Source organism: Amycolatopsis tolypomycina, from assembly GCF_900105945.1.
GTDB lineage: Bacteria > Actinomycetota > Actinomycetes > Mycobacteriales > Pseudonocardiaceae > Amycolatopsis > Amycolatopsis tolypomycina.
On the sequence record NZ_FNSO01000004.1, the window covers coordinates 1686617 to 1698762 of the forward strand.

Sequence of the window (12146 nt, forward strand, 5' to 3'; positions counted from 1 at the left end):
CGAGATGGACCCGAGGCTTGCCGATGACCTGAACTCCCTGCCCGACCTGCTCGACACCGCGAGCAAGTTCGCGGCCGAGGCGCTCGCCGGGCTCGACGATCGCGCGGCCGCCGTCCCACCCGTCGCCGTCGAGCCGGCGCCCCTGCCGCTCGATGGCGCCGGGGCGCGTGGGGCGCTGGACGAGTTCGCGCGGCGCTGGGAACCCGGGTTCGCCGCCGGTGCCGGGCCGCGGTACCTCGGTTTCGTGACCGGGGGAGCCACGCCGGCTTCGCTGGCCGGCGACTGGCTCACCGCCGCCTACGACCAGAACCCCGCCAGCGGAATGGATTCCTCGGCGCAGGACCTCGAACGCGAGACCGTCGGCTGGCTCGCCGAGCTGTTCGGGCTGGGCCCGGAGTTCTCCGGCGCGTTCGTCACCGGCGCCACGATGTCCACGGTGACCGGCCTGGCCATCGCCCGCGAGTGGCTCGGCGAACGCGCCGGCGTGAGTGTCTCCGTCGACGGCGCCGCTGCGCTCGGTCCCGTCACGGTCCTGTCCGGTTCGCCGCACTCGAGCGTCCTGAAGGCCTTGTCGTTCCTCGGGATGGGCCGTTCCGCGCTGCGGAAGGTGCCGGTGCTCCCGGGCCGCGAAGCCGTCGACGTCACGAAGCTCGCCGAAGCCCTCGAGACGCTCGACGGCCCGGCCGTCGTCGTCGCGAACGCGGGGACCGTCAACACCGTCGACTTCGACGACCTGCGCGCGATCGCCGAACTCAAGCGGCGGTACGGCTTCTGGCTGCACGTCGACGCCGCGTTCGGCGGGTTCGCCGCGCTGGCCCCGGAGCACGCGGCGCTCACCGCGGGCCTCGACCTGGCCGACTCGGTGGTCGTCGACCTGCACAAGTGGCTCAACGTGCCCTACGACTCGGCCGTCCAGTTCACCCGCCGCCGCGACCTGCAGCTGCGCGTGTTCGCCAACGACGCCGCCTACCTCGGCGAAATCGGCGAGACCCCGGACTTCCTGCACCTGACCCCGGAGAACTCCCGGCGGCTGCGCGCGCTCCCGGCCTGGTTCTCGCTCGTGGCGTACGGCCGCGCGGGACACCGCGAGATCGTCGAGCGCTGCGTCCGGCTGGCCCGCGACCTGGGCACCCGGATCGACGGCTCGTCGCACTGGCACCTGCTGGCGCCGGTGCGGCTCAACGTCGTCTGCTTCACCCCGGCCGGGGAAGTCACGCAGGCGCGCATCGACGCGCTCGTGCGCGCGATCGCCGAGGACGGAACCACCTTCCTCACCCCGACGGTGTACGACGGCCGGCCGGCGTTGCGCGCCGCCTTCAGCAACTGGCGGACCACCGACGCCGACGTCGACCGCGTGTTCGCGGTGCTGGAGCGCCTGGCTGGGACGTGAGTGCGACAGGTCCCGGTCGAGCCGGTTTCGTGCCTCGCGCGGTGAACCTTGTTCCGGCGGCCGGGGGATGCCAGGGTCGGGGCGTGCCGATCTTCTCCGCGCCGGACGGAACCGCGCTCGCCGTCACCCTCTCCGGCCCGGAGACCGAGCCGGTGGTGTGCCTGCCCGGCGGCCCGATGCGGGCCGGCGGCTACCTCGGTGACCTCGGGGGCCTGAGCGCCCGCCGCCGCCTCGCCGTGCTCGACCTCCGCGGGACCGGCGGCTCGGAGGCGCCCGCCGACCCCGCCACCTACCGGTGCGACCGCCAGATCGAGGACGTCGAGGCCCTGCGCAAGCACCTCGGCCTCGACCGCTTCGACCTCCTCGGGCACTCGGCCGGGGCGAGCCTGGCCGTGCGGTACGCGGCCCGGTACCCGCGGCGCCTGCGCCGGCTCGCCCTGATCGCGCCGAGCCCGCGGGCCGTCGGCTTCGACGTGCCGGCCGCCGAACGGCGGCGGATCATGGCCCGGCGCGCCGGCGCTCCGTGGTTCGACGCCGCGGCCGCCGCCTACGAGTCGATCGCCGCGAAGACCGCAACGAGCGCCGACTGGGCCGCGTTCGCCCCGTTCTACTACGGCCGCTGGGACGCCGCGGCCCGGCAGCACCAGGCCGGCGAACCCGGCCAGCGCAACGGCGCGGCCGCGCGGATCTACAACGCCGACGGCGCGTTCGAGCCCGAGGCGACCCGTGCCGCGCTCGGGGCCGTCACCGCGCCGGTGCTCGTGCTGGCCGGTGAGCTGGACTGGATCGCCGGCCCGGCCGTCGCGGAGCGCATTGCCGGGCTGTTCCCGGACGGCCGCGCCGTCGTGCTGCCCGGAGCCGTGCACTACCCGTGGCTGGACGACGCGGCCGCGTTCGCCTCAGCCGTGGGCGGTTTCCTGGCCTGAGCCCGGATTCCGGCGGGGCTTGATGCGGACGGCGGGCAGCGCGGGGGCCGGCAGACGCTCGCCCGGATAGCCGGTCACCTCGCCGAACTGGTCGGACCCGGCTTGCCACGCTTCGCGGAACGCGGCGATCTCTTCGTGGGTGCGCCCGACGAAGTTCCACCACATCAGGATTTCTTCGTCGAACGGGGTCCCGCCCAGCAGCAGGAACCGGGCCGGCGCCGTGCCGCGGTTGCTCAGGGTCAGCGAGCGCACGCCGGTGCCGACGTAACCCAGTTCCGCAGCCCGGACGCGGGTACCGGCCACGACGACGTCGCCGGTGTCGACCAGGACGCCGTGCTCGAACCCGGGGTCGACGCCGAGGGACATGTGGGCATCGGGGCCGAGCACGACTTCCGCGCCCAGCAGCGGGGTGAACGTCGGGATCGGCGACGTCCGGCCGGCCAGCGACCCGAGGAACACGCGGACTTCCGCGCCTTCGATCCGGTTCACCGAGGGAACGTAGTGGTCGAACGCCCTGGCGGTGTGCCGGTGCCGTTCGGGCAGGGCCACCCAGAGCTGGACACCGTGCAGTGTCGTGGTGGCGGCGGTCGAGACCTCGGAGTGGCAGATGCCGTGCCCGCCGGTCATGAGGTTCAGTTCGCCGGGCCGGACCATCGCGTGCGTGCCGAGGCTGTCGCGGTGTTCGATTTCCCCGGAGAAAAGCCAGCTGACGGTCTGCAACCCGGTGTGCGGATGCGGCGCGACGTCCATCGCACCGGGCCCGCTGACCTCGTCCGGACCGTAGTGGTCAGCGAAGCACCAGGCACCGATCAGCGACCGCGACCGCTGCGGAAGGGTGCGCCGCACCCGCATCGCCCGCGGACCACCGAGCGGCACGTCGCGCGGAGTGAGGACATCGACGGCAGGACGGCCGGGATCAGCGGCCGCAGGCCGATCACCACAGGCGACTTCGGCAGGGGCGGCCTCGGTGTTGCTCATGCAGGCCACGGTAGTCGCGATGGCGCCGGTGGCGCGGGCCGGTGGCCGGGGTACGTGTTTCGGTCGCAGGGGCCCGTACTCACGGCCGACCGGCACAGGCCCGCGTACCCGCACCCGAGCAGTCGCCGACCGGCGAACCCCTCTCTCCGCAAGCCGGCGGGCACCGGCGCAGGCCCCCGCCGCCCGTGTAAAGCCTGCCTCTCGAGCGGCTGACCCCGCCGGCGCAAGTCCTACCGCCCGGCCTGCCGAGCCCCGCCGCCCGAGCCCCCGACCCCACGGGCGCCAACCCCCTAAGCCCCCACCGGCGCAAACCCCGCGGCCCGCCGCCCAACCCCCTCGACCACCCCGGCAAAACGCCCATAAACCGCAGCAAGCAGCGCAACCTCAACAGCAACACCCGCCCCACGCGACCCCGCACAGCCGTCCGCCCACGCCCGCACCTCGCGCTCAGCCGCCCCCACCAGCGCAACCGCGGAACCGACCACCGCCCGATCCCCGCCGACCAGCACCTCACGCAGCGCCCGCGCGGCCGCCACCGCGTGCCCGCCCAGCCGCGCCACCGCGGGCCGCACCTCCGGCGGCACCGGTCCCCGCGACCCCGCGACCTCCCGCGCAAGACCACCCATCCGAGTGAGATCGGCAGCGATGTGCACGGCCGCGACGACCGCCTTCACCTCCGCCTCCCGCGGCGCGTGCAGGGCCGGCAGCGCGCACGCCTGGTCCTCGCACGCGGCCCCGAGCGCGGCCACCGCCGCGGCCTGCTCCCGGGCACGTCCGCCCAGCGTGTGGTCACTTTCCAGCACCGCGCGCGTGGCTTCCTCGAGCGCGATCGCGGCCAGGTCGCCGAGGTCCGCCAGCCGGTGGGCGAGCGTCACGAGCTCCTTCTGAAACGCCGTCGGCATGGCGGCAGGAAACCAGCCCGTCCGGGCATCGGCATCCGGAATTGTCGGACCCCCGTGCTCTCCTCATCGGCAACAGCGGTGCACCCCGCACCCGGAGGACAAGGAGAGATCGATGGCAGGCGAAACGACCGTCACCGTGGTCGGCAACCTCACGAGCGACCCCGACCTGCGCTTCACCGCGGCCGGCTCGGCGGTCGTCAACTTCACGGTCGCGAGCACCCCGCGCGTGCTCGACCGCGAATCCGGCGCCTGGCGCGACGGCGAACCGCTGTTCCTGCGCTGCAGTTTGTGGCGGGAGTACGCGGAACACGTCGCCGAATCGCTCGGGCGCGGCACCCGCGTGGTCGTGCACGGCCGGCTGAGACAGCGGTCGTACGACACGAAGGAGGGTGAGAAGCGCACGGTCGTGGAGCTGGAGGTCGACGAGATCGGTCCGTCGCTGCGGTACGCCACAGCGAAGGTCACCAAGGTCAGCCGCGTGATGGGCGGCGAAGGGAGCAGTTCCTGGACACCGGAACCGGTGGCGGTGGGAGACCCGCCCTTCTGAGCCCATCCGTTCGCGGCCGGCCTCCGAACGCTCGTCGACGGGGCTTCGACCCGTGCTGGATCGCCTGCGGTGACGATGAGGGGGACGCTCCGGCCGGACCTGCTGTCGAAATCCCGCCCACCGATTCGACGCACAGGTGACGGCGGCCGAACCACGAGCGGGAGGGACCGACATGAACGGGAACGAGAAGACCGGCTCACCGGCAGCGCACCCCGCGGTCAACCACCGGATGCGGGCGATGCTCCGAGCGGTCGGCGCGGGCCGCGGCCGGGTGTCCTGCAGCAGCGAACCCGACCTGTTCATCGACGGGCTGTCGTGCGGCGACCAGTTCGCGGCCCACGCGCTGGCCCACCTGGGCCTGGTCCGCGCGGCCCGCCCCGGAGCACCCGGCGAGCTGGTCCCGGCGATCCTGACACCCGCGGGCCAGGCCCTCATCGCCCCCGAGCAGAGATCGGCCGCCTGAACCGGTGACCGGCGGATGTTTGACAACTCAACAGTGAAGCTCTTCTGCCGCCGCGAAAACCCCCGCGGCGCGCCGGCGGGCCGGACCGCCGGCGCCGGCCCTCGCTACTGACCCTGCTGCGGGAACTGGCCCGGCTGGCCCGGCTGCGGGAAACCCTGCGGCTGCGAAGGGTGCTGCTGCTGGAACCCCTGCTGCGGCAACGCCTGCTGCGGCATTCCCTGCGGCTGCGAAGGGTGCGCCGGGTAGCCCGGCGCCGCCTGCTGCAGGGCCTGGCCCTGCTCCTCCTGGGCCTGCAGCCGGAGCGCGTCCTCCTTCGGGATGCGGTTCTCGATCCCGCAGAACGTGCACTGCGCCGTGTACTTGACGCTGATCGGGAACAGCGGGATGAAGAACAGGGTGAACTTCGTGACCGCCTTGCGCACCGCGTGCGAGGCCGGGTTACCGCACCGGCCGCACAAGAACGTCGTCATCGCCAGCACGTAGATGCGGGTACGCCAGCCCCAGATCAGCATCGGTCTTCTCTCTCTCGGTTGGTCTTCGCCGGGCAGCCTCGCACACCGTTGCCGCCTGCCGGAGCGGTTTTGCCGATCCCGGCCGGACCAACACCCGGCGAACCGGACAATCGGGCCGTACCGCGGCGTCGAGAGGCCCGGACTAGATTGGGATCATGCCGAGCGACTTCGCCCTGAAGACGATGAATGCCGTGCACCGCGGCCTGATCAAGTTGACCGGGGGACGGGTGGGGTGGCAGGTCGCCATGCCCGTCCTCGAGCTCACCACCGTCGGCCGCAAGAGCGGGCAGCCACGGTCGGTGCTGCTGACGTCGCCGCACCAGGAAGGCGGCACGTGGGTCGTCGTGGCGTCGCGGGGCGGTGACGACACGCACCCGGCGTGGTTCCTCAACCTGCGCGACAACCCCGACGTCGAGGTGTCGCTGAAGGGCGGGCCGAAGCAGCCGATGCGCGCCCGCGTCGCCGATGCCGACGAGCGGGCGCGGCTGTGGCCGAAGATCACCGCCGAGTTCAAGAACTACGCGCAGTACCAGACGAAGACCGAGCGGGAGATCCCGCTCGTCTTCCTCGAACCGCGCTAGCTCCGCGCCTGCAGGTACGCCGGGTCGGCGGCGGGGATCGGCTGGTCGGGCACCCCGGCCAGCAGTGTGCTCATGGCGTGGAAGTACGGCGGCGCGGCGACCGTGCCGCCGAACGCGCCGTGCCCGCAGTCGCCGAGGTGCACCGGCGTGCCCGGGCAGATCTCCCGCGGCCGCGGCCCGTCGGCGAACACCATGGACGACACCGCGTAGCCGTCGACCCCGCCGACGAAGGCGACCGATTCGCTCAGCTGCGTGGTGCCCGTCTTGCCGATGTCGGGCCGGGTCCAGCCGGCCGCGTGGGCCGCCTGGGCGGACGTGCCGCTCGTGGTGTCCTTGCTCAGCCCGGCTTCCAGGGTGTCCGCGACGCCCTGCGGGATGACACGTTCGCACGCCTGCTGCGCGACAGGCACGGCGTTGCCGTTCCGGTCGGTCACCGAGAGGATCGGGTTCGGCGGGCACCAGACGCCGCCGCTCATCAGCGTCGCCGACACGTTGGCCATTTCCAGCGGGCTCACCGGGCTGTTGCCGAGGGTGAACGACAACAGGTTCTGGAAGTACTGCGACTGCGGTTCGCTGTACTGCGGGTTGCCCGACTTCGGGTCCGGCGTGCGGCCGGCGTCGTTGGTCGCGAGCGTGTTCCGCAGCCCGAGCTTGTACGCCATGTCCAGTACGGCGGGCATCCCGACCTGGCTCTCGAGCCCGACGAACGCGACGTTCGGCGACGTCGCCAATCCGTCGGCGAGGGTGATCGGGTCGGCGTAGTGGCCGTCGTTGTGGACGGTGTAGCAGGACGCGTGCGCGTCCGGCACCGGGAAGCACTGGCTGTCCGGGTTGGGCAGCGGGGTGTCGAGGCCGGCCTTGCCGGTGACGAGCGCCGCGGCCGAGGTGAAGATCTTGAACGACGAGCCGGCGCCGAACTCGTTGCTGGCGTCGGCGACGATGTCGGTCGAGGTCTGGCCCTTCGCCGGGTCGGTGCCGTAGTTGCGGTTCGCGACCATCGCGAGCACCTGGTGCCCGTCCTGGCCGGGCTGGACGACGGCGAAGGTGTTGGCCACGCCGTCCTGCGTGGTCGGCACGTTCGCGTCGACGGCGTCCTTGGTCACCTGCGAGACACGCGGGTCGAGCGTGGTCTTGATCGTGTACCCGCCGGTGGCCAGCTTGTCGGCGGTGAACCCGGCGTGCACGAGGTAGCTTTCCGCGTAGGCGCAGAAGAAGCCGGCGTCCGGCGCCGCGCCCAGGCAGGTGCCCGACGGCGTCACCGGGCCGTTCGGCAGCACCCCGAGCGGGGCGGCCTTCGCCGTCGCGGCGTACGACGCCGGGATCGAGCCGTTGGTGACCATGTCGTCGATGACGAGGTTGCGGCGCTGCAGTGCCTTGTCGGCGTGGGTGTACGGGTTGTAGATGCTCGGGTTGTTCACCATTCCGGCGAGCAGGGCGGCCTGTGGCACGGTCAATTTGTCCGCGGTCGTCCCGAAGTACGCCTGGGCCGCGGCGCCGACCCCGTAGACGGTTCCACTGAATTCGACCACATTGAGGTAATTCGCCAGAATGTCGTCCTTGCTCGTGGTGGCGTTGAGCTGGACGGCCATTTTCGCCTCCCGCAGCTTGCGGGCGAGCGAGTCCTCGCGGTCGGCCTGCTGGGCCGCCGGGTCGGTCCGGTCGACGACGTTGACGAGGTAGTTCTTGACGTACTGCTGCGTGATCGTCGACGCGCCCTGCAGGGCCCCGCCGGCGCTGTCGTTGACCGCCGCGCGCAGCATTCCCTGCACGTCGACACCGCCTTCGGTGTAGAACCGGCGGTCCTCGACGGCGATGATCGCGGCCTTCATCGTGGTCGCGATCCCGGCCGCGGTCACCGGCAGGCGGTACTGCGCGTACAGCGTGGCGATCGGGGTGCCGTCGCGGTCGGTCACCGTGGTCGTCAGCGGCGGATCGGCGGCGGCGAGCTGGGCGGAAATGGCGTCCACCGAATCGCTGACCTGATTCGACAACAGACCCGCGCCGATGGCGGCTGGCGCCATCGTCCCGGCCACCAGAATTCCGGCGAGGAGACACAAACCGGCAAAAGGGACCACGCCCCGGCGACGTTTCACGAATTCGAGATTAGGCATCGCGCGATAAAGGTTCCGTTCGGTGAGACATGTGCCTCACCGGGCCAACCTGCCGAGCAGTGCCGAGGCGACCGAAACGGCCACCGCCGTCGCGGCGGCGAGCACGGCGAAGTCGAGCCCGAGGTGGGCGGGTGTCCCGATGAGCAGGCCGCGCAGGGCGTCGACCTGGTAGCTCAGCGGGTTGACGTGGCTGAGCACCTTCAGCCACGAAGGCATCAGGTCCACCGGGTACAGGGCGTTCGAGCCGAAGAACAGCGGCATGGTGATGGCCTGCCCGATGCCCATGAGCCGTTCCCGCGAGAGCACGATCCCGGCGATCACGATGGACAGGCAGCAGAAGAACGCCGAGCCGAGCACCAGGACGACGGCCATGGCCAGGAGCTTCAGCGGGTTCGCGGTCAGCCCGACGCCGAGGATCGCGGCCAGCACCAGCACCATCAGCGCCTGCACGAGCGCGCGGACGCCGGCGGCGAACGCCTTCCCGGCGACGAGCGCCGCGCGCGGGGTCGGGGTCACCAGGAGCTTGGCGAGCACGCCGGCGTCGCGCTCCCAGATGATCTGGATGCCGTAGAAGATCGCGATGAACAACGCCGACTGCGCGAGGATGCCGGGCGCCAGGAAGTCGAGGTACGGGGTCGAGCCGGTCGGGATCGCGTGGAGCCGGGTGAACGTCTCGCCGAAGATCAGCAGCCACAGCGCGGGCTGGATCGCCCTGGTGAGCAGCTCGGTCTGGTCGCGGCGCAGCTTCTGCAGCTCCACCAGGCACATCGCGCCGACGCGGGCGCCGAGCACGCGCAGCCGGCGCAGCGGGCCCTCCTCAGCCGAGGCGGCGGGCGGTACGGCGAGTGGCACGGACACCGCGGATCCCTCCTTCTTCGTGGTCGAAGGCGTCGCCGGTCACCGTCCGGAACACGTCGTCCAAAGTGGACTCGGGACCGAGGTCGGCCTCCAGCTCGGCCGGGGTGCCCAGTGCGCGGATCCGGCCGGCGTGCATCAGGGCGACGCGGTCGCAGTACTGCTCGGCTTCGTCCATGTAGTGCGTGGTGACGAGCACGGTCATGCCGGTCGCCTCGCGGATCGAGCCGATGCGGTCCCACACCGACGACCGCGCGACCGGGTCGAGGCCGATCGTCGGCTCGTCGAGGATGAGCAGCCGCGGCGAGCTCACCAGGGCCTGGGCGAGCTCGAGCCGGCGGATCATGCCCCCGGAGTACGTCTTGGCGGTGCGGTCGGCTTCGCCGGCCAGCCCGACCAGGTCGAGGGCCAGCCGGACCTGCACGGCCCGCTCGCGGCGGGGCACGTCGAAGAGCCGCGCGAACAGGGCGACGTTTTCGCGGCCGGTCAGGGCGCTGTCGGCGGACAGCTGCTGCGGGACGTACCCGATCAGCCGCCGTACGGCCATCCGGCGGCGCGCGACGTCGACGCCGAAGACCGTGATGTGATCCGGTGTGGTCGGGAGCAGCGTGGTGATCATCCGGAGGGTGGTCGTCTTGCCGGCGCCGTTCGGCCCGAGCAGGCCGAACACCTCGCCGGGGTGGATCTCCAGGTCGACGCCGTCCACCGCGCGGGTCGTCCCGAAGGAGTGGCTGACGCCGGTGCACCGCACCGCGGGTTCGGTCATGGCTGCTCCTTCAGGATGCCGAGGAGTTTTTCCAGCGGTGGCAACGCCTGCTCGATCAGCGCGATGTCCTCTTCGGACAGTTTCGCGAGGGCGCCGGCGACGAGGCCGGTGCGGGCGCGGCGCCAGGCCGCCATCCGGTCGGCGGCCGCGGCGGTGATCTCCAGCCGGGCCGCGCGCCGGTCGGCGGGATCGGCCTCGCGGCGCAGCAGGCCGGTGTCGGCGAGCTGGTTCACCAGCGTGCTGACGGAGTTGTTCGCCAGGTGCAGTTCGCGCGCGGCCGCGGCGACGCCGATGCCGGGGTGGTCGGCCACGACGCGCAGGAGTTCGGCCTGGGCGCCGGGCAGCGGCGTGCCCGGCACGTCGGCGCGCACCCGGCGGCGCACCACCCGGCGGATTCCCTGGACGGCGCCGAGCAGGCGGTCGGCGAGTTCGGTCATGCCGTCGAAGGTAGCTCTGACCCAGATCAATTAGCAATGCTAAATGTCCGGTTGGCGAGGAAAAAGCGAATCAGCGCGCGGCTTCCGCGAGGGCCAGGTCGAGCAGACCGGGGAAGCGGGCGTCGAACTCCTCGCGGCGCAACGCGTTCAGCCGCTGCGTGCCGCTGTCCCACTGGCGGAGCAGCCCGGCCGCGCGGAGGATCTTGAAGTGCCGCGTCGCGGCCGGCTTGCTGACCGGCGGCATGATCGCGCCACACGACTGGCCGGGTTCGCGGGCGAGGGCGGCGACCATTGCCAGCCGGTACGGGTCGCGCAGGGCTTCCAAGGCCGCGCTGAACGAGACGTCTTCGAGGGCCGGGTGGTCCAGGGGGCTGGCAGTGCGGCTGGCCATGCTCCGATTATCCCTGGTTGCCGGGGCGGGAGCCCCTGTGCCATGGTCGATGTTAGCCAACTGGTTAACATCGAGGAGTTCCGGTGCGCGTTTACCGTCCCGAGTCCGGTCGCCTGGTCCAGCGCGAAGAGCCGGTGCCCGAGCCGCAGCGCGGCGAGGTGCTCGTCCGGGTCCGGGCCGTGTCGCTCAACTACCGCGACCTGCTCATCCTGGACGGCGACCACTTCGCCGGCGGGGCCGGGGCGCTGGTCCCGGCGTCCGATGCGGCGGGCGAGGTCGTCGCGGTCGGCGACGGCGTCACCCGCTTCGCGGTGGGCGACCGGGTGATCAACACGTTCCACCCGGACTGGATCGCCGGGCGGATGCCGGACACCGCCGTCGGCTACGGCAACGGCCAGGACGGCTGGCTCCAGGAATTCCGCGCCGTCGGCGAGCACGCGCTCGTCGCGCTGCCGGATTCGCTGACCTTCGAGCAGGGTGCCACGGTGCCGTGTGCCGCGGTCACCGCGTGGACGTCGCTCGACCGCGTGGGCCCGGGCGACGTCGTGCTGACCCTCGGCACCGGCGGTGTCTCGCTATTCGCCGTCCAGTTGGCGAAGACACGCGGGGCGCGGGTCGTCGCGACGACGTCGAGTGCGGCCAAGGCGGCGAAGCTGGCCAGGCTCGGCGCGGACACGGTGATCGACTACGTCGCGACGCCGGAGTGGGGCAAGGCGGTGCTCGACGCCACCGGCGGGCGTGGTGCCGACCGGATCGTCGAGGTCGGCGGCCCCGGCACGTTCGCGCAGTCGCTGGTCGCCGCCGGGACGCACCACGCCGAGATCGCGGTCGTCGGGTTCGTCGGCCGGAGCGGGCCGCCGATCGACTTCATGGACCTGTTCCGCAGCGGCGCGACGGTGCGGAAGATCTGGGTCGGCAGCCGCGAGGACACCGAAGACCTGCTCCGGTGGCTCACGGTGTGGCCCGTCGAGCCGGTCATCGACAGCGTTCACTCGTTCGAGGACGCCGGGGAAGCCTTCCGCCGCTTCGCGGGGCGGGAGAACTTCGGCAAGGTGGTGATCACCACCGCGTGAGGCGAAAGGGACACCGCTGATCGGCGCAACCTGACCGGGGGTGACCGTTCGGCGGCGGGCCGGTGCCGTTCGCCGCGCCGCGCCGGGAGTTGTGGTCCGGATCTCCCGGCGCGGGCGCATGCTGTCCTTTCCGGCCCCGCGTCCCCGCGCCTGACGTCCACAGTGGACATTGCCAGTGCGCCCGGTCCGGCGGCCTTCGCATGAGGATAGGAAC

Annotated in this window: 14 protein-coding genes; 6 read left to right on the top strand and 8 right to left on the bottom strand. The window is 72.2% G+C overall.

Going from position 1 to position 12146, the window contains the following annotated elements:
• The first annotated feature begins 4 nt into the window (after positions 1-4).
• Both BLW76_RS18545 and BLW76_RS18550 read left to right on the top strand, forming a co-directional pair.
• Positions 5-1390 carry a pyridoxal phosphate-dependent decarboxylase family protein gene (locus tag BLW76_RS18545; protein ID WP_091308937.1) on the top strand — a complete coding sequence of 462 codons (1386 nt, stop codon included), beginning with the start codon at positions 5-7 and terminating at the stop codon, positions 1388-1390.
• Positions 1391-1473: 83 nt separating this feature from the next.
• Positions 1474-2316: an alpha/beta fold hydrolase gene (locus BLW76_RS18550; protein WP_091308939.1), complete on the top strand. Its 843-nt coding sequence runs from the start codon at positions 1474-1476 to the stop codon at positions 2314-2316.
• Here the strand turns inward: BLW76_RS18550 and BLW76_RS18555 are convergent.
• Entirely contained in the window at positions 2290-3294 is a 1005-nt protein-coding gene (locus tag BLW76_RS18555; protein WP_091308942.1) for a pirin family protein, read from the bottom strand. The two genes, BLW76_RS18550 and BLW76_RS18555, sit on opposite strands and share 27 nt — an antisense overlap.
• Positions 3295-3584: 290 nt before the next feature.
• Entirely contained in the window at positions 3585-4196 is a 612-nt protein-coding gene (locus BLW76_RS18560; RefSeq protein ID WP_091308943.1) for a PhoU domain-containing protein, read from the bottom strand.
• 112 nt (positions 4197-4308) lie between these two features.
• Here BLW76_RS18560 and BLW76_RS18565 point away from each other — a divergent pair, with 112 nt between their 5' ends.
• Together BLW76_RS18565 and BLW76_RS18570 are read left to right on the top strand one after the other, a co-directional pair.
• Entirely contained in the window at positions 4309-4743 is a 435-nt protein-coding gene (locus tag BLW76_RS18565) for a single-stranded DNA-binding protein (RefSeq protein WP_091308946.1), read from the top strand.
• A 172-nt stretch (positions 4744-4915) separates the two neighbouring features.
• Positions 4916-5206: a hypothetical protein gene (locus BLW76_RS18570; protein WP_091308949.1), complete on the top strand. Its 291-nt coding sequence runs from the start codon at positions 4916-4918 to the stop codon at positions 5204-5206.
• Between the two features lie 104 nt (positions 5207-5310).
• Here BLW76_RS18570 and BLW76_RS18575 read toward each other — a convergent pair whose 3' ends face one another.
• Positions 5311-5718 (bottom strand): zinc ribbon domain-containing protein, encoded by a 408-nt coding sequence (locus tag BLW76_RS18575; protein ID WP_091308950.1) that lies wholly within the window; start codon positions 5716-5718, stop codon positions 5311-5313.
• A 155-nt stretch (positions 5719-5873) separates the two neighbouring features.
• Between BLW76_RS18575 and BLW76_RS18580 the strand changes: the two genes are divergently transcribed.
• Positions 5874-6299 (top strand): nitroreductase/quinone reductase family protein, encoded by a 426-nt coding sequence (locus BLW76_RS18580; RefSeq protein ID WP_091308953.1) that lies wholly within the window; start codon positions 5874-5876, stop codon positions 6297-6299.
• Here the strand turns inward: BLW76_RS18580 and BLW76_RS18585 are convergent.
• The 5 genes from BLW76_RS18585 to BLW76_RS18605 all read right to left on the bottom strand — a co-directional run bounded on the left by BLW76_RS18585 (position 6296) and on the right by BLW76_RS18605 (position 10859).
• Positions 6296-8410 (bottom strand): transglycosylase domain-containing protein, encoded by a 2115-nt coding sequence (locus tag BLW76_RS18585; protein ID WP_091308954.1) that lies wholly within the window; start codon positions 8408-8410, stop codon positions 6296-6298. The two genes, BLW76_RS18580 and BLW76_RS18585, sit on opposite strands and share 4 nt — an antisense overlap.
• A 36-nt stretch (positions 8411-8446) precedes the next feature.
• Positions 8447-9268 (bottom strand): ABC transporter permease, encoded by an 822-nt coding sequence (locus tag BLW76_RS18590; RefSeq protein WP_091308957.1) that lies wholly within the window; start codon positions 9266-9268, stop codon positions 8447-8449.
• Positions 9228-10031 carry an ABC transporter ATP-binding protein gene (locus BLW76_RS18595; protein WP_167384647.1) on the bottom strand — a complete coding sequence of 268 codons (804 nt, stop codon included), beginning with the start codon at positions 10029-10031 and terminating at the stop codon, positions 9228-9230. The genes BLW76_RS18590 and BLW76_RS18595 overlap by 41 nt, the downstream gene beginning before the upstream one ends.
• Positions 10028-10468, bottom strand: a complete 441-nt coding sequence (locus BLW76_RS18600; RefSeq protein WP_091308990.1) for a MarR family winged helix-turn-helix transcriptional regulator — start codon at positions 10466-10468, stop codon at positions 10028-10030. The genes BLW76_RS18595 and BLW76_RS18600 overlap by 4 nt, the downstream gene beginning before the upstream one ends.
• Positions 10469-10538: 70 nt before the next feature.
• A complete protein-coding gene (locus BLW76_RS18605; RefSeq protein WP_091309026.1) occupies positions 10539-10859 on the bottom strand; it encodes an ArsR/SmtB family transcription factor in 321 nt (106 codons plus the stop codon).
• An 83-nt stretch (positions 10860-10942) separates the two neighbouring features.
• Here BLW76_RS18605 and BLW76_RS18610 point away from each other — a divergent pair, with 83 nt between their 5' ends.
• A complete protein-coding gene (locus tag BLW76_RS18610) occupies positions 10943-11932 on the top strand; it encodes a zinc-dependent alcohol dehydrogenase family protein (protein WP_091309028.1) in 990 nt (329 codons plus the stop codon).
• Positions 11933-12146: the final 214 nt, after the last annotated feature.

What these genes read in the sequence shown, in the direction of transcription:
- BLW76_RS18545 (WP_091308937.1), top strand. Translation starts at nt 5, where the DNA reads ATGGACCCGAGGCTTGCCGATGACCTGAACTCCCTGCCCGACCTGCTC.
- BLW76_RS18555 (WP_091308942.1), bottom strand. Translation starts at nt 3,294, where the DNA reads ATGAGCAACACCGAGGCCGCCCCTGCCGAAGTCGCCTGTGGTGATCGG.
- BLW76_RS18560 (WP_091308943.1), bottom strand. Translation starts at nt 4,196, where the DNA reads ATGCCGACGGCGTTTCAGAAGGAGCTCGTGACGCTCGCCCACCGGCTG.
- BLW76_RS18565 (WP_091308946.1), top strand. Translation starts at nt 4,309, where the DNA reads ATGGCAGGCGAAACGACCGTCACCGTGGTCGGCAACCTCACGAGCGAC.
- BLW76_RS18570 (WP_091308949.1), top strand. Translation starts at nt 4,916, where the DNA reads ATGAACGGGAACGAGAAGACCGGCTCACCGGCAGCGCACCCCGCGGTC.
- BLW76_RS18575 (WP_091308950.1), bottom strand. Translation starts at nt 5,718, where the DNA reads ATGCTGATCTGGGGCTGGCGTACCCGCATCTACGTGCTGGCGATGACG.
- BLW76_RS18580 (WP_091308953.1), top strand. Translation starts at nt 5,874, where the DNA reads ATGCCGAGCGACTTCGCCCTGAAGACGATGAATGCCGTGCACCGCGGC.
- BLW76_RS18585 (WP_091308954.1), bottom strand. Translation starts at nt 8,410, where the DNA reads ATGCCTAATCTCGAATTCGTGAAACGTCGCCGGGGCGTGGTCCCTTTT.
- BLW76_RS18595 (WP_167384647.1), bottom strand. Translation starts at nt 10,031, where the DNA reads ATGACCGAACCCGCGGTGCGGTGCACCGGCGTCAGCCACTCCTTCGGG.
- BLW76_RS18600 (WP_091308990.1), bottom strand. Translation starts at nt 10,468, where the DNA reads ATGACCGAACTCGCCGACCGCCTGCTCGGCGCCGTCCAGGGAATCCGC.
- BLW76_RS18605 (WP_091309026.1), bottom strand. Translation starts at nt 10,859, where the DNA reads ATGGCCAGCCGCACTGCCAGCCCCCTGGACCACCCGGCCCTCGAAGAC.